The organism is Thermus caliditerrae, assembly GCF_021462525.1.
GTDB lineage: Bacteria > Deinococcota > Deinococci > Deinococcales > Thermaceae > Thermus > Thermus caliditerrae.
Window position 1 is genome coordinate 16,950 of sequence record NZ_JAKEDT010000022.1, and the last position, 23,445, is coordinate 40,394.

A 23,445-nucleotide genomic window follows, 5' to 3' on the forward strand; every position below is an offset into this window, starting at 1 on the left:
TCAGTCAAGGCCCACCTCCTTCTTGGCCTCCAGAAGCCTTTCCCGCACCGCCTCAGGGGCCGTGCCCCCGTAGGACCTGCGGCGGTGGATGGCGGTCTCCAGGCGGAGGAGGGGCAGGGCGTCTTCGGCGAAGAGGGGGTGGTGGGCCTTGAGCTCCTCCAGGGTCAGGTCCTTGAGGGGCCTTCCCTCCTCCGCGAGCCTGCGCACCAGGCGGCCCACCACGTGGTGAGCCTCCCGGAAGGGCAGGCCCTTTTCCGCCAGGTAGTCGGCGAGCTCCGTGGCCAACGCATACCCCCCCTCCGCCGCCTGCCACATCCGCTCCCGCCGCCACCTGAGGCCGGGGAGGAGGGCGGCGAGGAGCTTGAGGCTATCCCGGTAGGTGGCCAGGGCGTCCAAAAGGGGCTCCTTGTCCTCCTGCAGGTCCTTGTTGTAAGCCAGGGGCAGGCCCTTCACCACCGCCGAGAGCGCCACCAAGGCCCCCAGGACCCGCCCCGCCTTGGCCCGGATGAGCTCCAGGATGTCCGGGTTCTTCTTCTGGGGCATGATGGAGCTTCCCGTGGCAAAGGCGTCCGGCACCTCCACGAAGGCGAACTCCTCGGTGCTGTAAAGGACAAGCTCCTCCGCCAGGCGGGAAAGGTGGAGCATGCCGATGTTGAGGGCGGAGAGGACCTCGAGGGCGAAGTCCCGGCTTCCTACCGCGTCCAGGGAGTTGCGCATGGGCCTAGCGAAGCCAAGCTCCTTGGCGGTGTAGTGGCGGTCGATGGGAAAGCCCGTCCCCGCCAGGGCCGCCGCCCCCAAGGGGCTTTCGTTCAGGCGCTCCCGGGCGTCCTTTAGCCTTCCCGCATCCCGGGAAAGCATCTCGTGGTAGGCCAGGAACCAGTGGGCAAGGAGGATGGGCTGGGCCCGTTGCAGGTGGGTGTAGCCGGGGAGGACGTAAAGGGGCTCCAGGTGCTTTTCCGCCTCCTGTACCAGCACCCGGCGCAGGTCCAAAAGCAGGGCCAAGAGCTCATCCAGGGCGCCCCGGAGGAAAAGCCTCAGGTCGGTGGCCACCTGGTCGTTGCGGCTACGGGCGGTGTGGAGCTTGCCCCCAGGGGGGCCGACGAGCTCCATGAGGCGGGCCTCCAGGTTCATGTGCACGTCCTCCAGCTCCTCCCGCCAGGGGAAGGTGCCCGCCTGGATCTCCTGCTCGATCTGGTCCAGGCCTTGAAGGATAGCCCTTAGCTCCTCCTCGCTGAGGAGGCCCACCTCCTTGAGCATGCGGGCGTGGACCCGGTTCTGCCAGAGGTCCTCCCGCCAGAGGGCCCGGTCGAAGGGCAAGGAGGCGTTGAAGCGGGCCGCCAGCGCATCCGGCCCCTCGGCAAAGCGGCCCCCCCAGGTCCTATGCGCCATGCTCCCCCTTCCCCTTCTCCGCCATGGCCCGCACCCTGAGGCGCAGAGCGTTGATCCGGATGAAGCCCTCGGCGTCCTTCTGGTCGTAGCCACCCAGCTCGTCAAAGGAGACCAGGTCCTTCTGGTAGAGGCTCTTGGGCGCTTTGCGCCCCACCACGTAGACGTTCCCCTTGTAGAGCTTGAGCCTTGCCACCCCGGTGACCGCCTGGGCCACGTGGTCAAAGTAGGCCTGGAGGGCCTCCCGCTCGGGGGCATACCAGAAGCCGTAGTAGACGAGCTCTGCGTACTTGGGGGCGAGCTGGTCCCGCTGGTGGAGCACCTCCCGGTCCAGGGTGAGGCTTTCCACCGCCCGCCGGGCGTGGTAGAGGAGGGTCCCCCCCGGGGTTTCGTAGACCCCCCGGGACTTCATGCCCACGAAGCGGTTCTCCACCAGGTCCACCCGGCCCACCCCGTGCCGCCCCCCGATCTCGTTGAGCCGCTGCAGAAGGGCCGCCGGGGAAAGCTCTTCCCCGTTCACCGCCACCGGGTCCCCCCGGAAAAACTCCACCTCCACGTACTCGGGGGCCTCGGGGGCCTCCTCGGGGTCTACCGTCATGCGGAACATCCCCTTGGGGGGCTCGGCCCAGGGGTCTTCCAGCACACCCCCTTCGTAGGAAATATGCAGGAGGTTGGCGTCCATGGAATAGGGCTTCTCCTGGGTCACGGGCACGGGGATGCCGTGGGCCTCCGCATAGGCGATCATCTCCTGCCGCCCCTGGAACTGCCACTCCCGCCAGGGGGCGATGACCCGGATGTCCGGCTTCAGGGCATAGGCAGTGAGCTCAAAGCGCACCTGGTCGTTGCCCTTGCCCGTGGCCCCGTGGGAGATGGCCTCGGCTCCCTCCTCCTCCGCGATCTTCACCAGGTACTTGGCGATGAGGGGCCGGGCGATGGCGGTGCCCAGGAGGTAGTAGCCCTCGTACACCGCTCCCGCGCGGAACATGGGGAAGACGAAGTCCCGCACGAACTCCTCCCTCAGGTCCAGGGCGATGGCTTTGGAGGCCCCGGTCCTGAGGGCCTTTTCCCGGGCCTCCTCCACCTCCTCCCCCTGGCCGATGTCCGCGGTGAAGGCAATGACCTCGGCCCCGTAGGTTTCCTTGAGCCACTTGAGGATGATGCTGGTGTCCAGCCCGCCGGAGTATGCCAGGACGATCTTCATGCCGACCTCTAGTCTACCCCCGAAGGGGCATGCATAAGTATACACCCCTATCGGTGTTGACGCCTCTGGGAGTGTTCCCTATATAGTTTTCGTGTACGCAGTCTGGTTGTCCCCAAGGGGAGGTGAGGAGCTGTATGGAAAGGCATCGGCCATCCGACCTACGGATAACGTTCCTGACAAAGGAGGTCTTATGAGGCTCACGCGTCTCTTGGGTACCCTACTCGCCGCCACCCTCCTAGCCTTGACCGGTTGTTCGCCCGACACCACCCCCCCAACTGTCACCATCTCCTCTCCCCAGGACGGGGCCATCGTGAACACCTCCCAGGTCACCGTCCAGGGCACCGCCCAGGACAACACCCGGGTGGTGCGCCTGACCTACCAGCTCAACGGCGGTCCGGAACAGGAAGTTTCCATTACCCCAGCCGCATCCGTACCCTTCACCTTCTCCGTGACGCTGCAAGAAGGGGCCAACAACCTTGTTCTCAGCGCTTACGACAATGGATGGAACAAGGGTACGGTGAACCTGTCCATCACCTACGACCCAGCGGCCACACACACGCTTTCGATCAAGGTCGTCAGTGAGAACGCCGGTAGCGCGGTTGACGGAAGCACATTGAGGCTTTATAAGGACGGCACCCTCATCGCCTCCGCCCTTTCCGGAAGCGATGGGAGCTTCACCTTCCAGGGGCTTCCCCGTGGCGTCTACCGCCTCGAGGCCCAGAAGCCCGGCATGGCAGGTAGCGTCATGGAGGGCATCCGGGTGCCGGAAATGGCCTCGGTGACCCTGGTCCAGAAGCCCGCCTTTGACGCCACTGCTACCACCACACCCCCCACGCTGATCATCACCCAAGACGGCACCCAGCCCCTCGAGGGCCAAACCTTCACCAACACCATCCCCTTCCGGGTTCAGGTGGACACCTCCAAGGACTACGTCCGCCCCATGCGCTACATCTACGTGGCCCTGGGCCGCACCCCCGGCTCGGCCTTCGTCACCAACAGCGCCACCTGGAGCCGCCGCATCTTCACGGACACGGAGGACACAGGCGCTCAAGCCCTTTCGGGAAGCAACGTGGCCGGGTTCGGCAGCGCCAGCGGGGAGACGGTCTACCTGGAGGTGGTGGCCTACGACTTCAACCAGAACCGGAGCCACTACCTCGTCCCCCTCACCTTCGTGAACACCAACCCCAACCAAGGCAACACCGTAAGCGCTCCCACGGGCGTGGCCGCCACGGCCATCACCCTGACCCGCGCCGTGGGCTTTTACGACGTGAAGGCCCCGGCCAAGCTCACCGTGCCCGTGGCCAAGGGAGAGGTGGGCGAGCTTACCCTGGATCCGGAAGCCGCACCAGCGGGGAGCAACCTCTACGTGGAGGTGCGCTGGTGCTACTCCAGCGCCAACCCCACCCCCTTCGCCTTTGACATCGAGCGCTCCACCGACGGCGTGAACTGGGAGAGGGTGGGCACCATAGGCGGAAGCCGAAGCGCCAGCTGCCCCTCTAACCCCTTCAACCGCCCCTTCTACTTTCGCGACGCCTCCCCCGACCTTACGCCTGGACAGACCTACTACTACCGGGTGGTGGCCCGGGGGGCCAACCGGGCGGAAAGCGCTCCCAGCGCCACCACCCCCCTGCCTCCCTTCTTCGCCCCCCTCGTGAGCCCGGCGGACGAAAGCACGGGGGTCTCCCTGACGCCCGACTTCACCCTCGGCCATCCGCAGCTCAGCATCGGCGCGGACGGGGCGGCCTACAACCTGGTCCTCTGGGACACCCTCACCGGGGACAGCGTGGCCTGGCAGACCCTGGCCGGGTACAACCTCCTGGTGGAGTTCGGTACCCCGGACAACGACATCCCGGACGGGGAAGCGGTGGTCTACGGGTACCACCCCGGCTTGGGGGACTTGGCGATCTTCACCGACACCGCGGGCGTGTACGATCCCAGCAAGCCCAACCTCATACCTGTGGACGTGACCCAGGGCACCGTCACCCTGCCCTACAACTTCGACGGCCTGGCGCAGCTCCCCGCCCTGCAGGCCCTCCGCACCTACGCCTGGCAGCTCTACGTGAGCTACGCCTACAAGTACAACCCCGAGGAGGGCTACCGCATATCGGCCTACAGCGTCCAGACCTGGCCCAACACCGCCGCCCCCTTCCGCATCAGCCGCACGGAAACCCAGGTCTTTGACTTCACCACGGGGCAGTAAGGAGGGAAAATGAAGGCTCTACGCTTGACCCTTGCTCTCGGCCTCGCCGCCCTGCTGGGCGCCTGCTCCCAGCCGCCTGCCCAAACCCGCTCCCCGACCACGCCCGGCGTGACGGTCACTTCCGAAGGCGTCCGCCACTTCCAGGGGCAGGTGGTGGTGGGCTACCAGGACGAGGCCGCCCTTCAGGAAGCCATCAAGAAGCTCGGCGCCAAGGAGCTGGCCCGCATCCCCGAGCTGAAAGCGGCCCTGCTCCAGGTCCCGGGGGACGCCCTCAAGGCCAGCCGTGCCCTTCGGGGCGCGAAGGGGGTGCGCTACGCCGAGCCCCATCTCGCCCAAGCCACCCCTCCCAAGGACGATCCGGTGGAGGCCCATCGAGGGCGCTCGGATAGCCTTTCGCCCCTCGCCAACCCAGCGGACCAGATCCTGGACGCCCTCCCCCAGTACGCCCTGGACCCCCGCCACCTGGACGCCAAGCGGGCCTGGGACCTGGGCTTTGAAGGGGAAGGGGTCACGGTGGCCATCATCGACGACCCCGCCGACGTGACCCACCCCGACCTGGCCGCCAACTGGGCGGGCAAGGCCTACGACCCCGTGAGCAACACCGTCTTCACGGACCCTGCCGCCTGGGTGGACTTCGCCACCGCCAACGACCCCGCCAACACCTACCACGGCACCTTCGTGGCCTCCACCGTGAGCGCTCCCCGCGACGGCCAGGGCATCGCCGGCCTCGCCCCCAAGACCAAGTTCCTCCCGGTGGCCATCTTCCAGCCTGGCTACGTGGGCGACTTCTACGTGGCCCGGGGCATCGTCTGGGCGGTGAACAACGGCGCCCAGGTGCTCAACAACTCCTGGGGCGGCCTGGGCTACGGCAACCTGGTGAAGGAAGCCTTTGACTACGCCCTGGCCAACGGCGTGGTGGTGGTGGCCAGCGCGGGCAACTCCTCCAAGGACGAGGTGCGCACCCCCGCGGGCTACCCGGGCCTCATCGCCTCGGTGGCCGCAGACGGCAACCGCAACAAGACCGACTTCTCCACCTACGGGCGCCACGTGTCCAGCGCTGCCCCTGGCTTGGACGTGCTCCTCGCCAACCCCACCTGGCTGGGAGGGGGCTACGGCCTTATCTCCGGCACCTCCTTCTCGGGCCCCTACACCGCCGCTGCCGCCGCCTTGGTCAAGGCGGCCTGCCCGCAGGCTACCCCCTACCAGGTGCGCCGGGCCCTGGAGGCCACCACCTGGGAAAAGAGCTTCTCCCGGGAAAAGGGCTGGGGCCACCTGAACGCCGGCAACCTGGCCGACCTGCTCCGCCAGGGCTGCGCCGCTTTACCTCCCAAGGGCTCGGTGGTGCGGGTGAAGGTGGAGTACTTCAACGAAAACGGCCTCTTCCCTGGCCTCCTGGCGGACGTGATCCTGCGGGGCAAGGGCCTGCGGCCCGGGGACGCCACCGACCCCACCCCGGTCTACTGGGCCCGCACCGACCTGAACGGCGAGGCCTGGTTCTACGAGATCGCTCCTGGGGAGTACGACATCTACGTGGCCGGGGCCGACCTCGCCCTCACCGGCGGGCTCCCCGAGGAGCGGGGCACCTTCGTGGGCACCTTGGTGGCCACCTCCGGCTCCCACGCGGCCAACCCCGACTTCAAGCTGGTACGCCTGAACGCCGCCGAGGTCAACCTCAACCCCACCGACCCCTACGAGCCCAACGACGACCCATCCCAGGCCACGCCCATCGCCTACGGCACCCTTACCCAGCTCGCCTACATCTTCGGCCAACCCCGGGACGTTGACTTCTTCACCTTCACCGGAACCGCAGGCGACCAGATCCGGGCCCGGGTCTACGCCAAGTCCAGCCTCGGCGGCACCCTGGACTCCTACCTCTTCCTCCTGGACGCCGCGGGGAACCTTTTGGCGGAAAACGACGACCTGGTACCGGGCCAGATCACCGACTCGGAAATCGCCTTTACCCTGCCTGCAAGCAGCACCTACTACCTGGTGGTGACCAGCTACACCATCGCCAGCAACCCCACCGCCTCCGACGATAGCCCCTTCAACAAGTACCGCCTGGAGCTGGTCAAAACCAACTGAGCAAAAACCGAGCCCCGGCCCGGCACGCCTGGCCGGGGCCGCGCTTTTGCCTAAAGGTGGATGGGTTTCTCCCAGGCCGCCAAAGCGGCCTCCTTGAGGATCTCCGAGAGGGAGGGGTGGGCGTGGGGGGCCCGGCCTACGTCCTCGGCGCTGGCCTTAAAGAAGAGGGCCAGGGCGGCCTCGGCCAGGACGTCCCCCACCCGGGCCCCGATCCCGTGGACCCCCAGGATGCGGTCCGTCTGGGCGTGGGCCAAGACCTTAACAAAGCCCTCGGTCTCCCCCATGGCCCGGGCGCGGCCCGAAGCGGAATAGGGGAACTTGCCCACCTTATAGGGGATGCCCTGCGCTTTTAGCTCCTCCTCGGTGTACCCCACCCCGGCCACCTCGGGGTGGGTGTAGACCACGCTGGGGATGGCCAAATAGTCCACGTGGCCATAGCCCCGCACCATGTGCTCCACCGCGGCGATGCCCTCCTCGCTGGCCTTGTGGGCCAGCATGGGGCCCCGCACCACGTCCCCGATGGCGTAGATGTGGGGCACGCGGGTGCGGAGGTGCTCGTCCACGGGGATGCGGCCCCGCTCGTCGGTGGCCAGGCCAGCGTTTTCCAGGGAAAGCCCCTCGGTGTAGGGCCTGCGGCCCACGGCCAGGAGGACCCGGTCCGCCTCGAGGACCTCGCCCCCCTCCAGCTCCACCCGGGCCCCCTTCCCCTCCGGGCGCACCGCCTGTACCCTCACCCGGGTGCGGATCTCCAGCCCCTCCTTGCGGAAGACCCGCTCCGCCGCCCGGGAAAGCTCGGCGTCCATGGTGGGGAGGATGCGGTCCAGGTACTCCAGCACGGTGACCTTAGCCCCCAGGCGGTGCCAGACCACCCCGAGCTCGAGGCCAATCACCCCGCCCCCCACCACGATGAGCCTTTCCGGCACCTCAGGGAAGCTTAGGGCCTCGGTGGAGGTCACCACCCGCTCGAAATCCACCTCTGCCCAGGGGGGAAGGAGGGGGGCGCTCCCCGTGGCGATGAGGATAAAGCGGGCGGAAAGCTCCTCCCCCGTCTCCTCCACCCGCACCTTCCGCTCGGAGAGGAAGCGGGCCGTCCCCTGGTGGCGGGCAATGCCGTTTTTCCGGAAGAGGAAGTCGATGCCCTGGGTGTTGGCCCCGACCACCTTGTCCTTGTGGGCCATGAGGGCGGGGAGGTCCAGGGTTAGGCCCTCCACCTTGGCCCCGATGAGGCCCTTTTTCACCTCGTAGAGGCGCTCGGTGGTCTCTAAAAGGGCCTTGGAGGGGATGCACCCCACCCGCAGGCAGGTGCCCCCTAAGGCCTTTTCCTTCTCCACCACCCCCACCCGCATCCCCAGCTGGGCCGCGCGGATGGCGGCCACGTACCCCCCGGGGCCCGCCCCGATCACCAAAAGGTCGTAAGCCTCCACGTTAGACCTCCAAGAGGAGACGCACCGGGTTTTCCACCAGCTCCTTCACCCGGCGCAGGAAGGTGACCGCCTCCCGCCCGTCCACGATGCGGTGGTCGTAGGAGAGGGCCAGGTACATCATGGGCCTTATCACCACCTGGCCATCCTGGGCCACGGGGCGCTCCTGGATGGCGTGCATGCCCAGGATGCCCACCTGGGGCGGGTTGAGGAGGGGGGTGGAGTTCAGGGAGCCGTAGACCCCGCCGTTGGTGATGGTGAAGGTGCCCCCCATGAGCTCCTCGGGCTTGAGCTTTTTGCTGCGGGCCCTTTCAGCGAAGTCCGCGATCTGGCGCTCGATTTCGGCGAAGGAAAGCCGGTCGGCATCCCGCAGGACTGGGACCACGAGGCCCTCCCCACCCCCCACAGCCACGCCGATGTCGTAGTAGCGGTGGTAGAGGATGGCGTTATCGCGGATCTCGGCGTTCAGCTCGGGGATCTCCTTCAGGGCCTGGACCACGGCCTTCACGAAGAAGCTCATGAAGCCGAGCTTCACCCCGTGCTTCTTCTGGAAGGCTTCGCCCAGCTCCTTCCTGAGGGCGATGGCCGCGGACATGTCCGCCTCGTTGAAGGTGGTGAGCATGGCCGTGGTCTGCCGGGCCAAAAGGAGCCTTTCCGCAATGCGACGGCGCAAAGGGGTCATGGGCACCGCCTCGCTCACCCGCCAGGGGCGGTCGGCGGGGGGCTGGGCCGCCGGAGCGGGTGCGGGGGCAGGGGCAGGAGGCGGTGTGGGCGCGGGGGCGGGAGCCGCCTGGGCCTCCAGGTGGCGGAGCACGTCCTCCTTGAGGATGCGCCCCCCCAGGCCCGTACCCGGGACCGCCTCGGGGGCCACTCCGGCTTCCCGCAGGAGGCGCTCCGCGGCGGGCATGGCCAAGGGCTCGGGAGCCTTGGCCGCCTCCGCCGGGGCCTGGGGGGCCGGAGCGGCCGCCTGTGCCCCCGCTTCCAGGAGGGCGATGGCCTCCCCCACCCGGGCCGTCTCCCCAGTGCCCTTGAGGATCTTGGTGAGGGTTCCCGCAAAGGGGGCGGGGAGCTCGAGGGTGGCCTTGTCGGTGATGAGCTCCACCAGAGGCTCGTCCTGGGCAAAGCTCTCCCCTTCCCGCTTCAGCCAAGCGCCGATTTCCACTTCCACAATGGACTCGCCCACGGAGGGCACTTTCAGCTCTTGCACCGCTTACCTCCTCACTTGAAGGCCTCTTCCAAAAGCCTTTCCTGTTCCAGCTTATGCACCTTGGAGGAGCCCACCGCGGGGCTCGGGGACTCGGGGCGGGCCACCACGCCGAAGGGGTGGCCGTAGATCTCCCCGCAGAAACGGGCGGAGAGGTACCACCAGGCCCCCTGGTTCACGGGCTCCTCCTGGACGTAGACCACCGGGGTCTTCTTGGGGTAAAAGCCCAGGGCCTCCTTAAGCTCGGCCTCGGGGAAGGGGTAGAGGAGCTCCAGCCTTAGGATGGCCACGTCCTCCGCCCCCAGCTCCCGGCGCTTCTGCAGGAGGTCGTAGTAGACCTTGCCCGAGGTGAGGAGGACCTTCCTGGCCCCCTTCACCCGCTCGGGGATCACCTTCTGGAAGCGCCCTTGGGCGAGCTCCTCCAGGGGGGAGACCACCTCGGGGTGGCGGAGGAGGCTTTTGGGGGTCATGACCACCAGGGGCTTGCGCAGGGGGCGCTTCACCTGGCGGCGCAGGAGGTGGAAGAGCTGGGCGGGGGTGGTGGGGTAGGCCACCTGGAGGTTGTCCTGGGCCCCCAGTTGCAGGAAGCGCTCCAGCCTGGCGGAGGAGTGCTCGGGGCCCTGGCCCTCGAGGCCGTGAGGCAGGAGGAGGACCAGGCCGGAAAGCCGGTTCCACTTGGCCTCGGCGCTGGCCAGGAACTGGTCGATGTAGACCTGGGCCACGTTGACGAAGTCCCCGAACTGGGCCTCCCAAAGGATGAGGCCCTCGGGGTAGTCCAGGCTGTAGCCGTACTCAAAGCCCAAGACCCCAGCCTCGGAGAGGGGGGAGTTATGGATCTCCACCTCCGCCTGCCCCTCGACGAGGTGCTGCAGGGGGATGTAGGGCCTGCCCGTCTGGTAGTCGTAGAGGGCGGCGTGGCGCTGGGTGAAGGTGCCCCTGAGGGCGTCCTGGCCCGTGAGGCGCACCCGGTGCCCCTCGGCGGCCAGGGAGGCGAAGGCCAGGGCCTCGGCCGCGGCCCAGTCCAGGGGGCGCCGCTCCTCGGCCATCTCCAGGCGGGCCTCGAGGAAGCGCTTGAGCTTGGGGTGCACCTGGAAGCCCTCGGGGACGCTAGCCAAGCGCACCAGAAGCCCTTTCAGGACCTCCTTGGGCACCGCGGTCTCCGCCTCGGGCACCCCGTGGTCCGGTCCTCCCAGGTACCCTTGCCAGATGCCGGAAAGGCCGTGGGGCACCACCGGCCCGGGCTCGGCCTTCACCTGGGCGAAGGCGCTTTCCAGGCGCTCCAGGTAGGCCTCCTGCCAGGCCCTAAGCTCCTCCTCCCCCACCACCCCTTCCTTGAGAAGCCTTTCCCCATAGACCCGCCAGGGCTCGGGCTTCTTGGCGATAAGGGCGTACATGGGGGCCTGGGTGAAGGTGGGCTCATCCGTCTCGTTGTGGCCCCGGCGGCGGTAGCCCACCAGGTCAATCACCACGTCCTTGCCGTAGCGGCTCCTGTACTCCAGGGCCAGGCGCAGGACGAACCAGAGCTCGTCCAAGGCCTCGGCGTTCACGTGGAAAACGGGAGCCCCCAGCATCTTGGCGATATCCGTGGGGTAGCGGCAGGAGGTGTACTCCTCGGGGTTGGTGGTGAAGCCCAGCTGGTTGTTGGCCACCACGTGGAGGGTGCCTCCCACCCGGTAGCCGGGGAGCCGGGAGAGGTTCAGGGTCTCCTGGACGATGCCCTCGCCGATGAAGGCCGAGTCCCCGTGGACCAGGACGGCCAGGCCCTTCTTCCGCTCCCAGTCGCCGAAGCGGTCCTGCTTGGCCCGAAGGCGCCCCAGGGTCACGGGGTTCACGAACTCCAGGTGGCTGGGGTTGAAGTTGAGGGAGACGTGCACCGGCCCGTGGGGGGTGGCGAGGTCGTTGGAGAAGCCCAAGTGGTACTTCACATCCCCGGAGTAGCCCTCGGGGAAGATTTCCTCAAACTCGCGGAAGATGCGCTCAAAGGGCTTGCCCACCACGTTGGCCAGGACGTTGAGCCGCCCCCGGTGGGCCATGCCGATCACCACCTCCCGTACCCCCAGCCGGGCGGCCTCCTCCACCGCGGAAAGGAGAAGGGGGATGAGGCTTTCCAGGCCCTCCACGCTGAAAGTCTTGGCCCCCAGGTACTTCCGCTGCAGGAAGGCTTCAAAGAGGCTCGCCTGCATGAGCCCCTCCAGCATGCGGCGGCGCACCTCCTTAGGGGGCCGTTCCCAAGGGGCCTCGAGGCGGGAAAGAAGCCAGGCGCGCTCCTCCGGCTCCACGTGGGCCACCTCGAAGCCCACGGGGCCCAGGTAGACCTCCTCCAGGCCCCGCACAAGCGCCCCCAGGGTGGGGGCCCCGAAGAGGGGGGGCAGGGGCCTCTCCAGGTCCATGGGGGTGAGGCCGTGGGCCTCGAGGGAGAGCTCCCGGGGCCTCGGGCGCTCCCGCCCCAAGGGGTCGATGCGGGCGGCCAGGTGCCCGAGCTCCCGGTAGGCCTGGACCAGGCGCTCCACCTTGAGGAGAAAGGCCAGGTCCAAAGCCTCCGCCGGGGCCGCGGGCGCGGGTTCTCGTCGCCGGTCCTCCTCCCCCCCAAGCGCCAGGGCAGAGAAGTAGCGCCGCCACTCCTCCGGCAAGGAGAAGGGATCCTCCAGGTAGGCCCGGTAGAGGGCCTCCAGGTAGCCTTGGCTTTCCAACGTAAGCTCCATCCCAACCTCCCACGGGGGCGGTATACCCCCTGCAACTACGCTACACCAAAAGGCGGTGTAGGTGCTCAAGCCCCTTACAATGGGGCCATGGTGCTGAAGGCGAACCATGAGGGGGTCCTCCTCCTCACCCTCAACCGGCCGGAAAAGCTAAACGCCCTAACCGGTGCCCTGCTGGACGAGCTCTACCAGGCCCTCAAGGAGGCCCAGGAGGACCCCGGGGTCCGGGCCCTCCTCCTCACGGGAGCGGGCCGGGCCTTTTCCGCGGGGCAGGACCTAGGGGAGTTTGGGGAGGAAAAGCCCGACTACGAGGCCCACCTCCGCCGCTACAACCGGGTGGTGGAGGCCATGGCCGCCTTGGAAAAGCCCCTGGTGGTGGCGGTGAACGGGGCGGCGGCAGGGGCGGGGATGAGCCTGGCGCTTTGGGGGGACCTGCGCCTGGCCGCCCAGGAGGCCAGCTTCGCCACCGCCTTTGTGCGCATCGGCCTGGTGCCGGACTCGGGGATGAGCTTCCTCCTTCCCCGCCTGGTGGGCCTGGCCAAGGCCCAGGAGCTCCTCCTCCTCTCCCCCAGGCTCTCGGCGGAGGAAGCCCTGGCCCTGGGCCTGGTGCACCGGGTGGTGCCGGGGGAAAGGCTTTTGGAAGAGGCCCTGGCGGTGGCCAAAGAGCTTGCCCAAGGCCCCACCCAGGCCTACGCCCTCACCCGGAAGCTCCTTTTGGAGACCTACCGGCTCTCCCTCACCGAGGCCCTTTCCTTGGAGGCCATCCTCCAGGGGGAGGCGGGCCGCACGGAGGACCACGAGGAGGGGGTCAGGGCCTTCCGGGAGAAGCGCCCCCCCCGGTTCCAGGGCCGATGATCCGCTACCTAAGGGGGACCGTCTTGCGCAAGGAGGAGGACCGCTTCCTCCTCCTGGTGGGCGGGGTGGGCTTCCTCCTCCAGGCCCCCTTGCCCTTCCTGCAAACCCTCCGCGAGGGGCAGGAAGCCGAGGCGTATACCCACTTGCAGGTCAGGGAGGACGGGCTTTTCCTCTACGGCTTCCCCGACGAGCAAAGCCTCGCCCTCTTTGAGCTCCTCCTCTCGGTGAGCGGGGTGGGGCCCAAGGCAGCCCTTGCCCTCCTCTCCGCCCTAGGGCCCAAGCTCCTGGCCCGGGCCCTGGCGGAGGGGGACCTGAGGCTCCTCACCTCGGCGAGCGGCGTGGGCAAGAGGCTCGCCGAGCGCATCGCCCTGGAGCTCAAGGGAAAGGTGCCCGCCCACCTCGTGAGCGGGGAGAAGGTGGCGAGCCAGGCGGCGGAGGAGGCGGTCCTGGCCCTGGCCGCCCTAGGCTTCAAGGAAGGGCAGGCCCGGGCGGTGGTCCTGGACCTCCTGGCCCAAAACCCTGAGGCCAAGGCCCAGGAGCTCCTCAAGGAGGCCCTGAAGCGGCTGAGGTAGGGAGGGGTAGCCGCAGGCGGGCCACCAGGCCGGAAGGGCGGTTGGAGACGAGCTCCATCCGCCCCCCATGGGCCTCGGCCACCTTCTGGGCCACGGAGAGGCCAAGCCCCTCCCCGGGCTTGCCTGAGGCCCGGAAGAAGGGCCTCCCCGCCTCCTTGAGGGCTTCCTCCGGCATCCCCGGGCCCTGGTCCCGCACCTCCAGGACCGCCTCCTGTCCCTCTTCCCGGAGGGCTACCTCCACCCCCCGCCCCTCCCCGTGGAGGCGGGCGTTCTGGAGGAGGTTCCGGAGGGCCTGGGCCAGGAGGAGGGGGTCCCCAAGGAAGGGTAGGGCCTCCGGCCCCCGGTAGGGCACGCGGAAGGCTTCCGCTTCCTGCCGGGCTAGGGCCGCCAGGTCCAGCCCCACCCGCTCCACCCGCCCCTCCCGGGCCAGGACCAAAAGGGCCTCCACCAGGCGCTTCATGCGCAAAAGCTCCTCCTTGGCCGCCTGGAGGGCTTCCTCCTTGGGCAGGTACCCGGCCTCCGCCCCCTCCACCTGGGCCAAGGCGGCAGCCACCGGGGTTCTCAGCTCGTGGGCCGCGTCCCGGGTGAAGCGGCGCTCCCGGTCCAGAAAAGCCTGGAGCCGCTCCAGCATGTGGTTGAAGCTCTCCGCTAGGGCCTTAAGCTCTCCGCTTCCCTTAGCTTCCACCCGGTGGGAGAGGTCCCCGGAGTCCGCCACCCGCCTCGCCACCTCGGTGAGGCGGGAAAGGGGGCGGAGGGCCACTTGGGCCAGCCTCGAGGCCAACAGGGCGAAAAGCAGGGTAAGCGCTCCCCCGGTCCCCAAAAGGGCCAGGCGGAAGCTTTGCAAAGCGGCCACCGCCCCTGGGTCGTAGCGGGCCACGGTGAGGGTGCCCCCCGGCACCGCCAGGACCCTCAGCCGCCAGCCCTCCTGCCAGTAGGCCCCTGGGGGAAGGGCAGGCACCTTGGGGAAGTTCTCGCTTTGATGCACCGCCTCGCCCTGCACCAGCCGGAAGGCAAACTCCCCCCTTGGGGGCCTCCTGCCCTCAGAAAGGGCCTCCACATAAAAGAGCAGGGAGCGGTCCAGATCGGCCTCGATGAGGCGCCGGAAGGCCAGGTAGCTCAAGGCCCCCTGGAAGAGGAGGGCGGCCCCGATGGAAAGGGCCAGGAAAAGGGCCAGCCGCGCCCTAAGGCTCATGGCCAAGCCGATACCCCCCGGGCACGGTGCGCACTACCTCCGGGTGAAGCTTCTGCCTCAGGTAGTGCACGTAGACCTTCACCGCCCCCACCTTCTCCCCATCGCCGAAGACCTTCTCCGCCAGCTCCTCCGGGGCGAAGACCCGGCCTGGGTGGAGGATAAAAGCCTCCAGGAGGGCGAACTCCTTCAAGGAGAGGTCCACCCGCCGCCCCCCCTGGAAGACCGCCCGCCCCGCCAGGTCCACCTCCAAAGGCCCCAGGCGCACCCAGCTGGCCTTGGCCTCCGCCTCCCGACGCAACAGGGCCCGCACCCGGGCCAAAAGCTCCTCCAGGTGGAAGGGCTTCACCAGGTAGTCGTCCCCGCCCAGGTCCAGGCCCTCCACCCGGTCCTCCAGGCTGTCCCTGGCGGTGAGGAAGAGGATGGCCCCCCGGTAGCCCGCCTCCCGCACCTCCTTGGCGAAGCGGAAGCCCCCGTCCGGATCCTCGGGCAGGCGCACGTCCAGAACCATGAGGTCGGGCTCCAGCTCCAAGAAGGCCTCTTGGGCCTCCTCCAGCCCCTTGGCCCAGCGCACCCCGTAGCCCTGGGCCAGAAGCGCCCCCTCCACCGCCCGGCCCAGGCGGGGCTCGTCCTCGAGGAGGAGAACCTGCACGCCTCCAGTATGCCCCCCCGCGGTTAGGCGGAGGTTATGGGCCAGGCTAACCCTCACCTAACCGCCCTCCCCTACCCTTTAGGCCATGGGCCGGTACGGGGCCAGGTGGGAAGGGGTTTTGGGGAGCTTCCTCGAGGTCCGGCTCCTGGCCTTCCCCTGGAAGGCGGGGAGGGCCTTCCGGGCGGCCTTGGCGGAGGTGGGGCGCCTGGAAGCGGTCTTCAGCCGCCACCGGGAAAGCGAGCTCACCCGCTTGGTGCGCCAGGGAGGTGGCCGACCAAGCCCCGAGATGCGGGAGGTGCTCCTCCTGGCCCTGAGGCTCCAGGAGGCCACGGGCGGGGCCTTCCACCCTGCCCCCCGGCACGGGGGGGAGGCGTTCCGCCTCCTTGGGGAAGAGGTGGAGGTCCTGGCCCCCCTGGACCTGGACGGCCTGGCCAAGGGCTACATCGCCGACCGGGCGGCGGAGGCCGCCCTGAGGGCGGGGGCCCGGGCCGCCTTGGTGAACCTGGGCGGCGACCTGGCCCGAAGGGGCCCGGGGCGGGCGGAGGTGGCGGTGGAGGACCCCTTGGGCCCCGACAATGCCCCCCCTGCCCTGGCCCTCCCCCTGGGAGAAGGCGGGGTGGCCACCAGCGGCGTGCGGCACCGGGGCCCCCACCTCCTGGACCCCCGCACCGGGCGGCCCGCCCAGGGCCTACAGGCCACGGTCTTGGGCCCCTCCGCCGCCCTGGCGGACGGCCTGGCCAAGGCGCTTTTTGTCCTGGGGAGGGAGGGTTTTCCCCTGCTTACGGCCTTCGGGGCCTCTGGGGTGCTCTTCACCCGGGATGGCCCCGTGCTGCGCCCAGAAGGAGGGAGAGATGCTCAAGCGCTACTACAGCCGGCGAAACTTCTTTAGACGGGTGCTGGGGGGAGCCTTAGCCCTGGGCCTCGCCCGGGCGCAGGGTCGGCCCTGGCCCCAGGGGATGGAGCTTCGGGTGAGCTTCGCCTACGAGGGCGGGGGGTTCCGCTACCGGGCGCCCTACGTGGCGGCCTACGTGGAAGACGAGCGGGGCAACCTGGTCCGGACCCTGGCCCTCTTCCTCATGCCGGGGAAGGGGGAGCGCTGGTGGAACGAGCTGAGGCGCTACTTCGGCCTCGGGGACCTGGAGAGGATGCGCACCCTTTCCGGCCCCACCCGCCCTCCCGGCCGCTACGCCGTGGCCTGGGACGGGCGGGACGACCGGGGAAGGGGGGTGGCCCAGGGCACCTACTACGTGTGCGTGGAGTACGCCCGGGAGCACGGCCCCTACGAGCTCTTCCGGGAAAAGGTGGAGATCGGGGAAAAGCCCTTTCAGAAGACCTACCCCCTCCAGGGGGAGCTCAAGGAGGTGGTCCTTGATTACGGCCGGAAGGGCTAGGGGCGGGGTGGGCCCCCTGCGGGCCCGGCTCTATGCCTGGGCCCGGACCCTGCACCTCTACCTCTCCATGCTGGCCCTCCTCTCCCTCCTCTTCTTCGCCCTCACCGGCCTCACCCTGAACCACCCGGAGTGGTTCGGGGAGGGGCGGGTGCGGAAGGCGTCGGGCACCCTTCCCGGAGCCCCTTATCTACAGGGGGAAGCCGTGGACTGGCTCCGACTGGCAGAGGACCTGCGGGCTTTGGGCCTGCGGGGCCGGGTAACGGAGCACGGGGAGGGCGGGGGGGCGGTGTGGCTTTCCTTCCGCGCCCCCGGCTACGGGGCCGACGCCCAGGTGGACCCGAGGAGGGGGGCCTACACCCTGACCCTGACGGAGGCGGGCCTGGTGGCCGCTTTAAACGACCTGCACAAGGGCCGGGACACCCCTGGGGCCTGGCGGTGGGCCCTGGACGCCTCCGCCCTCTTCCTGGCCCTGGTGAGCCTCACCGGGCTCCTCCTGGGCCTTTTCCTGCGCAAGACGAGGCGGGCGGCCCTTCTCACCCTGGCCTTAGGCTTCCTCCTCTTCGGGGGCCTCGCCCTTTGGGCCAGCCTTTAGCCCAGGGCCGATGCCCAAGCGTTAGAGCTCGTCCAGGGCCTCCCGGGGGAGGCGGCGCACCGCCAGGTGGCCGCCCTCCCGCAGGGCGAGGGGAAAGAGGACGTCCCATGGGCCTTCCAAGGCCAGGAGGTTCTCCCCCCGGAAGGCCCTGAGGCCCTCGGGCAGAAGGCCCTCCAGTCCGTAGGGGAAGAGGGCCAAAACCCCCTCCCCCGGCTCCCGCTCCCCCCGGTCCAGATGGAGGGCCACGGGCTCCAGGTAGCCCGCAAGCCGGGTGCGGTGGAGCTCCCGGCGGAAGGCCTGGAGGGCCTTGGGCTCCTCCGCCCCCTGCCACAGGAGGAGGTCGGCCTCCGCGGAAAGGCCCACCAGGCTGTAGACCGCCAGGAAGCCCTCCCGGGCCTGCCAGCGCTCCAGAAGGAAAGCGAACTCCTCCTTGAGGTGCTCCTGGAGCTCGGCCTCGAGGCGGCGGAACTCCGGCGAGACCCGGAAGAGGCTAAAGGCCCAAAGCCTCATACCACCTCCAGGAAGCGGGCCAGGGCCTCCACGGTGAGGTATTTGCCCACGTAGAAAGGCCCGAACTCGCCAAAGCGGGCGGAGACCTCGTCAAAGCGCATCTCGTACACGATCTTCTTGAACTGGATGGGGTCCTCGCTGAAGAGGTCCACCCCCCACTCCCAGTCGTCCAGGCCCTGGGCCCCGCTGATCACCTGCAGCACCTTCCCCTGGTACTTCCTCCCCGTCTCCCCGTGGGCCTTCATGAGCTCGCCCCTCTCCTTGGCGGGAAGCAGGTACCAGTTGTCCTGCCCCTGGCGGCGCTTGTTCATGGGGTAGAAGCAGACATACCCCCCCTTGGGCACCTGGGGGGTGAGGCGGGGCTTGATGTAGGGGGCTTCGGGGTCCAAAGGCCCCGTCTGGCTCCCCAGCTCCACCACGGAGTAGAAGCCGTAGGCCGGGCTCAGGTACGGGGCGATGAGGCTCTTGTTGAGCCGCTCCTCCGCCTGGAGGAGGGCGTCCAGGCTTTCCCGCAGGTTCAGGAAAAGGAGGTCCGCCTTGTGGGTGATCACCTGGTAAACCCCGAAGGAGCCCCGCCCCTCGGCCTGGACCTGGGCCCACTCCGCAAGGAGGGCCTGGAGGTCCCGCCAAGCGGCTTCCCGCTCCTCCTTGGGAGCGGAGAGCCAGGCGGGGAAGTCCAGGTGACGGAAGTCGTGGAGCAGATGCCAGCCCTCGAGGGTGAAGGTGGGTTCGGGAACGCGCCCTTCCATGGCACAACTATACCCCCGGTATACTGCCCCCATGGTGGTCCTAAAAGGGCTTTTGGCCTTGCTTCTCGCCTGGCTTATGGGTAGGTACGGGGCCAGGGCGTTGGGCCTCCTCGGGCGCCTCACCCCCACGGACAAGGACGACCGCTTCTTCCAGCTGTTGGGCTACGCCTGGTGGGGGGCTGTGCTCTTAGGGACCCTCAGCTACCTGGCCCACCTCTTCGCCCTCCCCTTTGAGCCCTTGGCCTCCTGGGGGAAGGCCCTGGCGGGCTGGCTGGGAGCCCGGGGCTTCGCCCTTTTGGCAGTCCTGGGCCTCACCTTGTTGGGTTACCGCCTCATCCCCCTCTTCCTCGCCCGCCTGCCCGAACCCGAGGGGGAGCTCACCCGGGAGGCAGTACGCCGCCGCACCCTCAGGTCGGTTTCCGAGTCGGCCCTCAAGGCCACCCTCCTGGTCTTTGGGGGGCTCCTTTTCCTCTCCAACCTGGGGCTCAACATCTCTGCCCTCCTGGCCGGGGCGGGGGTGGCGGGCCTGGCCCTGAGCTTCGCCGCCCAAAACCTCATCCGCGACTTCCTAAACGGCTTCTTCATCCTCCTGGAGGACCAGTACGGGGTGGGGGACATCGTGCAGATCGGAAGCGTAGGCGGCCAGGTGGAGCGCTTCACCTTGCGGCTGACCGTGCTCCGCGACCTGGAAGGCCGGGTGCACTTCCTCCCCAACTCCGAGGTGCGCCAGGTGACGGTCCTCACCCAGGAGTGGAGCCGGGCGGTGGTGGACGTGAGCGTGGCCTACAAGGAGGACCTGGACCGGGTCCTCGAGGTCTTCCGGGACGAGGTGGCCCGCTTCCACCAGGACCCAGCGTGGCGGGAAACCTTCACCGCAGCCCCGGAGGTCTTAGGGGTGCAGGCCCTGGGAGACAGCGGGGTGGTGATCCGCGTCCTCTTCAGCACCAAGCCGGCCCAGCAGTGGCCGGTGGCCCGGGAGTTTAGGAAGCGCATCAAAACCCGCCTGGACCAGGAGGGGATTGAGATCCCCTACCCCCACCAGAAGCTCTACTTCGGCGAGCCCCTAAGGCTGGAAAAAGGGGTGTAGGCTAATGGGGATGCCGGACGTGTACGGGGTCATTCTGGAGGCGCTCCGCCCCCACCTGGGCCCGAGGGCGGAGGTGGTCATGGAGGAAGGCCTGAAGCGCCTGGGCAAGCACCCGCACGAGCTCACCCCCGAGGACGGGGCCTTCCTCCTCAAGGGGCTGGTGTACCGCGAGCTCCAGGCCCGCCTCTCCCCCCAGGAGGCCAAGCGGCTGGTGGAGGGGCTTTTGGAGCGGATCTCCCCCGCTGGGGGCAGCCTGGAGGAGCTGGAAAAGGGCCTGAAGCGCTTCGGGCTCTATGTGGACTGGCCGGAGGTGGCCCGCCTGCGGGCCCTGGTGAACCGCCTGCGCCAGGAACCCGACCCCCGCCTGCTACGGGAGGGGAAAGAGCTCCTCGCCGCCTTGGAGGAGAAGCTGGAAGAAGCCCTCCTGCGACAGGCCAAGGACCTGGCCCACCTGGAGGAAACCCTGGAGCGGGTGCGCCACCTGGGCGGGCCCAAGGTGCGGCGCCTGGAAAACCTTTTGGAGACCATCCGGCAGGCCCACGCAGAGGGTCTTTTCGCCCCGGCGGAGGTGGAGCGGGCCAGGAACCTGGCCCTAGAGCTCCGCAAGTTTCTGGAGTCCAGCGCCGTCAAGGCCCCCACGCTGCCAGAAATCGTTTTTGAAACCCAGGAAGAAGCCCCTGCCCACAAGCACCCCACGGACGTCTTCCTCACCGTAGAGGACGCCTCCGAGCTGGAGGGGGAGCTCATCGTGGACCTCGAGGCCCTCTCCGAGGAGGCCGCGCGGCGCATCCAGGCCCTGGAAGTGGAGGAGGAAAGGCGGAAGTTGGAGGAGCTCCTGGCCCGCCACGCCCCCCTTTTGGAGCGGGCCACGGTGAGCCCCCTTCTGGCCGAGGTAGAGGCCCTCCTGGAGGCGGGCACCCCGGTGGGGGAAAAGCTCAAGCTCCTGGAAGAAGCCCTGCAGGAAGCGGAAAAAAACCTGCGGGCCGAACGGCGGGCCCGGCTCATCCAGATGGGCGAGGCCTTGCGGACCCTCCCCCTGCCCGAGGAGGCCAAGGCCTCCCTGGAAAGCGCCCTCCGCCTAGCGGAGGAAACCCTGGAGGAGGGAGGCCACCCCGACCTCCTGCCCCTGGAAGAGGAGCTAAGGCGCCTGGAGGAAGAGGCCCGGCGCCGGGCCCTGGAGGAAAAGCGCCTTCTGGAGGAAAAGGAGGCCCTCATCCAGGAGCTTTCCGCCAGGGGAGAAGCCTTCTTGCCCCTCCTCCAGGAGCTAACGGCCCTGCCTCCTGAGGCCCTGCCCCAGGGCCTGGCCCAGGTGCGGGCCCGCTACGCCGAGCTCCTCAAGGCCCAAGGGGAGGAGGCAGCCCTCAAGGCCAAGCTGGCGGAGGCGGAAAAGGCCCTGGAAGCCCTCCGGCCCGAGGCCGAGGTCCTGGGCTTGGAAGGGATGGTGGCGGAGGCGGAGGCCCTTTTGCGGGAGGGAAGGCTTCCGGACCTCGAGGGCCTCCGCACCCGGCTGGAGGAGGCCAAGGCCCAAGCCCGCCAGGAAGCCCTCCTGGAGCTTGCCCGCCTGCAGGCCTTGGCCGAGCGCTTCCGGGGCTTCGGCGGAGAAGGGGTCTTGCGGGCCATCGAGGAGGAAAAGCGCAAACCCCTCCCCGACCCCGCCCCCATCGCCCGGGCCCTGCAGGCCCTTAGGAGGCGGCTGGAGGCCAAGCAGGAAGAGCTCTTGACGCGCCTCACCGCCTTCCTCCAGGCGGAGGCCCGGCTTCATGGGTTCCAGAGCGAAACCAGCCGCCGCCTGAAGCCCCTCCTGCCCGTTTTGGAAAGCGCCCGGGAAAGGCTTTCCCGCTTGGGTCCCAAGGGGCTAGCCCAGGTGGAAAAGACCCTGGGGGAGGCAGAGGCCCTCCTGCGGGAGCTGGAGCGGGAAGCGGAGGCGGCCAAGGCGGTGCTCCAGGAGATCCGGGGGGCGGACCTGGAGGCCCTCCTGGGCGTCTTTGACCCGAACCCGAAGGAAGGAAGCCAGGAAGACCTGGGCCGCCTGCGCCTGCCCGGGGTGGAGGCGCTGGGCTACCTGGAGCAACCGGAGCGTATGGAGGCCCCCCTGGCCTCGCTCCAGGAACCCCTCGAGGCGCTGAAGCTGTCCCTGGACCGCCTGGACGAGGGCTTGGGCCAAAGGCGGGGCCCCGCGGTGGTCCTCCTGGGGGAAAAAGCCCTGGTCCTCTCCGAGCGGCGGGGCCACACCCTGGTGGCCCTTTTGGAAAGGGCCAGCCTTTCCGCCTTCCTCCTGGAGCTTGCCCCCTGAGCACGAAGGTGGCTCATCGGCCAAAGCCGAGGGGACGTGCCCCAGGTCTTGCCAAGGCCTCAGTCGTGGCTTGGACCACGACGGGTCGCTCAAGTGCCCCGTCAGGCACGGATCCCAACAGGGTATCCAAAGCAGCCTTCCCCAAAAGCCCCCGAAGCCCCAGGGTGCTAGACTGAGAAATAGTGGTAGCTCCTCTTGCCCTTTGGGAACAACTTGAAAAGGTTCTATTCTATCTTTCCCCCGAGGAGCGGGAGAAGGTCAAGCAGGCCTACCTCTTCGCCGAGGAGGCCCACCGGGGCCAGCTCAGGAAAAGCGGGGAGCCCTACATCACCCACCCGGTGGCGGTGGCGGAGATCCTGGCCTCCTTGCGCATGGATGCGGACACGGTGATGGCCGGTCTCCTCCACGACACCCTGGAGGATTGCGGCGTCCAGGGAGAGGAGCTGGAGCGGCGCTTCGGCCCCGCGGTGCGAAAGATCGTGGAGGGGGAGACCAAGGTCAGCAAGCTCTACAAGTTCGCCAACCTCGAGGGGGAGGAAAAAAGGGCCGAGGACCTCCGCCAGATGTTCATCGCCATGGCGGAGGACGTGCGCATCATCATCGTCAAGCTGGCGGACCGCCTGCACAACCTCCGCACCCTGGAGCACATGCCCCCCCACAAGCAGCGGCGCATCGCCCAGGAAACCCTGGAGATCTACGCCCCCTTGGCCCACCGCCTGGGCATGGGGCAGCTCAAATGGGAGCTGGAGGACCTCTCTTTCCGCTACCTCCACCCCGAGGCCTACCAGGCCCTCCTCGCCCGCATCCAGGAAACCCAGGAGGCCCGGGAACAGGTGGTGCAAAAGGCCATGGCCGCCTTGGAGGGGGCTCTCAAAAAGGACGAGCTCCTCCAGGCCCAGCTTGCCGGATTTGAGGTCACCGGCCGCCCCAAGCACCTCTACTCCATCTGGAAGAAGATGGAGCGGGAGGGAAAGGCCCTGGAGCAGATCTACGACCTCCTGGCGGTGCGGGTCATCCTGGACCCCAAGCCGGCCCCCACGGAAGAGGCCAAAGCCTTAAGGGAGAAGCAGGTCTGCTACCACGTCCTGGGCCTGGTCCATGCCCTCTGGCAGCCCATCCCGGGGAGGGTCAAGGACTACATCGCCGTGCCCAAGCCCAACGGCTACCAAAGCCTCCACACCACGGTCATCGCCTTGGAGGGGCTTCCTTTGGAGGTGCAGATCCGCACCCGGGAGATGCACCGCATTGCCGAGTACGGCATCGCCGCCCATTGGCTCTACAAGGAGGGCCTCACCGACCCCGAGGAGGTGAGGCGCCGGGTTTCCTGGCTTAAGAACATCCAACCCACATTCCGCACCCCTC

Annotated in this window: 19 protein-coding genes; 10 read left to right on the top strand and 9 right to left on the bottom strand. The window is 68.5% G+C overall.

The window, feature by feature from the left end; translation table 11 throughout:
- Window positions 1–1,389, bottom strand: a complete 1,389-nt coding sequence (argH, locus tag L1088_RS10575) for an argininosuccinate lyase (RefSeq protein ID WP_234555004.1) — start codon at window positions 1,387–1,389, stop codon at window positions 1–3.
- On the bottom strand, window positions 1,379–2,587 hold the full coding sequence (locus tag L1088_RS10580) for an argininosuccinate synthase (RefSeq protein ID WP_234555005.1): 1,209 nt from the start codon (window positions 2,585–2,587) through the stop codon (window positions 1,379–1,381). Before L1088_RS10580 ends, argH begins: the two co-directional genes overlap by 11 nt.
- A 190-nt stretch (window positions 2,588–2,777) precedes the next feature.
- Between L1088_RS10580 and L1088_RS10585 the strand changes: the two genes are divergently transcribed.
- Window positions 2,778–4,787 (top strand): Ig-like domain-containing protein, encoded by a 2,010-nt coding sequence (locus L1088_RS10585; RefSeq protein WP_234555006.1) that lies wholly within the window; start codon window positions 2,778–2,780, stop codon window positions 4,785–4,787.
- Window positions 4,788–4,796: 9 nt separating this feature from the next.
- Window positions 4,797–6,869 (top strand): S8 family serine peptidase, encoded by a 2,073-nt coding sequence (locus L1088_RS10590; protein ID WP_234555007.1) that lies wholly within the window; start codon window positions 4,797–4,799, stop codon window positions 6,867–6,869.
- 50 nt (window positions 6,870–6,919) lie between these two features.
- Here L1088_RS10590 and lpdA read toward each other — a convergent pair whose 3' ends face one another.
- Genes lpdA through L1088_RS10605 form a run of 3 tightly spaced genes read right to left on the bottom strand, consistent with a single transcriptional unit; the run spans window position 6,920 to window position 12,196 of the window.
- The gene (gene lpdA / locus L1088_RS10595) at window positions 6,920–8,293 is read right to left on the bottom strand and encodes a dihydrolipoyl dehydrogenase (protein WP_234555008.1); all 1,374 of its coding nucleotides are present in this window, start codon (window positions 8,291–8,293) and stop codon (window positions 6,920–6,922) included.
- Window position 8,294: 1 nt separating this feature from the next.
- On the bottom strand, window positions 8,295–9,497 hold the full coding sequence (odhB, locus tag L1088_RS10600; protein ID WP_234555009.1) for a 2-oxoglutarate dehydrogenase complex dihydrolipoyllysine-residue succinyltransferase: 1,203 nt from the start codon (window positions 9,495–9,497) through the stop codon (window positions 8,295–8,297).
- 11 nt (window positions 9,498–9,508) lie between these two features.
- The gene (locus L1088_RS10605; RefSeq protein WP_234555010.1) at window positions 9,509–12,196 is read right to left on the bottom strand and encodes a 2-oxoglutarate dehydrogenase E1 component; all 2,688 of its coding nucleotides are present in this window, start codon (window positions 12,194–12,196) and stop codon (window positions 9,509–9,511) included.
- An 87-nt stretch (window positions 12,197–12,283) separates the two neighbouring features.
- On the opposite strand from L1088_RS10605, the gene L1088_RS10610 reads away from it, so the two are divergent.
- Window positions 12,284–13,048, top strand: a complete 765-nt coding sequence (locus tag L1088_RS10610) for an enoyl-CoA hydratase/isomerase family protein (RefSeq protein ID WP_234555011.1) — start codon at window positions 12,284–12,286, stop codon at window positions 13,046–13,048.
- Window positions 13,045–13,620, top strand: a complete 576-nt coding sequence (gene ruvA, locus L1088_RS10615; protein ID WP_234555012.1) for a Holliday junction branch migration protein RuvA — start codon at window positions 13,045–13,047, stop codon at window positions 13,618–13,620. The genes L1088_RS10610 and ruvA overlap by 4 nt, the downstream gene beginning before the upstream one ends.
- On the opposite strand, the gene L1088_RS10620 is transcribed toward ruvA, so the two are convergent.
- A complete protein-coding gene (locus tag L1088_RS10620) occupies window positions 13,592–14,812 on the bottom strand; it encodes a sensor histidine kinase (RefSeq protein WP_234555013.1) in 1,221 nt (406 codons plus the stop codon). The two genes, ruvA and L1088_RS10620, sit on opposite strands and share 29 nt — an antisense overlap.
- Complete coding sequence (locus L1088_RS10625; protein WP_234555026.1) at window positions 14,802–15,461, bottom strand: response regulator transcription factor; 660 nt, start codon at window positions 15,459–15,461, stop codon at window positions 14,802–14,804. Before L1088_RS10625 ends, L1088_RS10620 begins: the two co-directional genes overlap by 11 nt.
- Window positions 15,462–15,546: 85 nt before the next feature.
- On the opposite strand from L1088_RS10625, the gene L1088_RS10630 reads away from it, so the two are divergent.
- From L1088_RS10630 to L1088_RS10640, 3 genes are read left to right on the top strand one after another with little or no spacing between them, the layout of a single operon-like run.
- Window positions 15,547–16,350, top strand: a complete 804-nt coding sequence (locus L1088_RS10630) for an FAD:protein FMN transferase (protein WP_234555014.1) — start codon at window positions 15,547–15,549, stop codon at window positions 16,348–16,350.
- A complete protein-coding gene (locus L1088_RS10635; protein WP_234555016.1) occupies window positions 16,313–16,852 on the top strand; it encodes a DUF2271 domain-containing protein in 540 nt (179 codons plus the stop codon). Before L1088_RS10630 ends, L1088_RS10635 begins: the two co-directional genes overlap by 38 nt.
- Entirely contained in the window at window positions 16,830–17,444 is a 615-nt protein-coding gene (locus L1088_RS10640) for a PepSY-associated TM helix domain-containing protein (protein WP_234555019.1), read from the top strand. The genes L1088_RS10635 and L1088_RS10640 overlap by 23 nt, the downstream gene beginning before the upstream one ends.
- Before the next feature lie 21 nt (window positions 17,445–17,465).
- On the opposite strand, the gene L1088_RS10645 is transcribed toward L1088_RS10640, so the two are convergent.
- Both L1088_RS10645 and hemQ read right to left on the bottom strand, forming a co-directional pair.
- Window positions 17,466–17,954 carry a chlorite dismutase family protein gene (locus tag L1088_RS10645; RefSeq protein WP_234555020.1) on the bottom strand — a complete coding sequence of 163 codons (489 nt, stop codon included), beginning with the start codon at window positions 17,952–17,954 and terminating at the stop codon, window positions 17,466–17,468.
- The gene (hemQ, locus tag L1088_RS10650) at window positions 17,951–18,703 is read right to left on the bottom strand and encodes a hydrogen peroxide-dependent heme synthase (RefSeq protein WP_234555021.1); all 753 of its coding nucleotides are present in this window, start codon (window positions 18,701–18,703) and stop codon (window positions 17,951–17,953) included. Before hemQ ends, L1088_RS10645 begins: the two co-directional genes overlap by 4 nt.
- 31 nt (window positions 18,704–18,734) lie before the next feature.
- Here hemQ and L1088_RS10655 point away from each other — a divergent pair, with 31 nt between their 5' ends.
- From L1088_RS10655 to L1088_RS10665, 3 genes are all read left to right on the top strand, one after another.
- Window positions 18,735–19,790 carry a mechanosensitive ion channel family protein gene (locus tag L1088_RS10655; protein ID WP_234555022.1) on the top strand — a complete coding sequence of 352 codons (1,056 nt, stop codon included), beginning with the start codon at window positions 18,735–18,737 and terminating at the stop codon, window positions 19,788–19,790.
- 10 nt (window positions 19,791–19,800) lie between these two features.
- Window positions 19,801–22,083, top strand: a complete 2,283-nt coding sequence (locus L1088_RS10660) for a coiled-coil domain-containing protein (protein ID WP_234555023.1) — start codon at window positions 19,801–19,803, stop codon at window positions 22,081–22,083.
- Window positions 22,084–22,262: 179 nt separating this feature from the next.
- On the top strand, window positions 22,263–23,445 hold a 1,183-nt coding region (locus tag L1088_RS10665), incomplete at its 3' end, for a RelA/SpoT family protein (protein WP_234555027.1).

What these genes read in the sequence shown, in the direction of transcription:
- L1088_RS10580 (WP_234555005.1), bottom strand. Translation starts at nt 2,587, where the DNA reads ATGAAGATCGTCCTGGCATACTCCGGCGGGCTGGACACCAGCATCATC.
- ruvA (WP_234555012.1), top strand. Translation starts at nt 13,045, where the DNA reads ATGATCCGCTACCTAAGGGGGACCGTCTTGCGCAAGGAGGAGGACCGC.
- hemQ (WP_234555021.1), bottom strand. Translation starts at nt 18,703, where the DNA reads ATGGAAGGGCGCGTTCCCGAACCCACCTTCACCCTCGAGGGCTGGCAT.
- L1088_RS10630 (WP_234555014.1), top strand. Translation starts at nt 15,547, where the DNA reads ATGGGCCGGTACGGGGCCAGGTGGGAAGGGGTTTTGGGGAGCTTCCTC.
- L1088_RS10620 (WP_234555013.1), bottom strand. Translation starts at nt 14,812, where the DNA reads ATGAGCCTTAGGGCGCGGCTGGCCCTTTTCCTGGCCCTTTCCATCGGG.
- L1088_RS10585 (WP_234555006.1), top strand. Translation starts at nt 2,778, where the DNA reads ATGAGGCTCACGCGTCTCTTGGGTACCCTACTCGCCGCCACCCTCCTA.
- L1088_RS10655 (WP_234555022.1), top strand. Translation starts at nt 18,735, where the DNA reads ATGGTGGTCCTAAAAGGGCTTTTGGCCTTGCTTCTCGCCTGGCTTATG.
- L1088_RS10590 (WP_234555007.1), top strand. Translation starts at nt 4,797, where the DNA reads ATGAAGGCTCTACGCTTGACCCTTGCTCTCGGCCTCGCCGCCCTGCTG.
- argH (WP_234555004.1), bottom strand. Translation starts at nt 1,389, where the DNA reads ATGGCGCATAGGACCTGGGGGGGCCGCTTTGCCGAGGGGCCGGATGCG.
- L1088_RS10605 (WP_234555010.1), bottom strand. Translation starts at nt 12,196, where the DNA reads ATGGAGCTTACGTTGGAAAGCCAAGGCTACCTGGAGGCCCTCTACCGG.
- L1088_RS10610 (WP_234555011.1), top strand. Translation starts at nt 12,284, where the DNA reads ATGGTGCTGAAGGCGAACCATGAGGGGGTCCTCCTCCTCACCCTCAAC.
- L1088_RS10645 (WP_234555020.1), bottom strand. Translation starts at nt 17,954, where the DNA reads ATGAGGCTTTGGGCCTTTAGCCTCTTCCGGGTCTCGCCGGAGTTCCGC.
- L1088_RS10635 (WP_234555016.1), top strand. Translation starts at nt 16,313, where the DNA reads ATGCTCAAGCGCTACTACAGCCGGCGAAACTTCTTTAGACGGGTGCTG.
- L1088_RS10660 (WP_234555023.1), top strand. Translation starts at nt 19,801, where the DNA reads ATGCCGGACGTGTACGGGGTCATTCTGGAGGCGCTCCGCCCCCACCTG.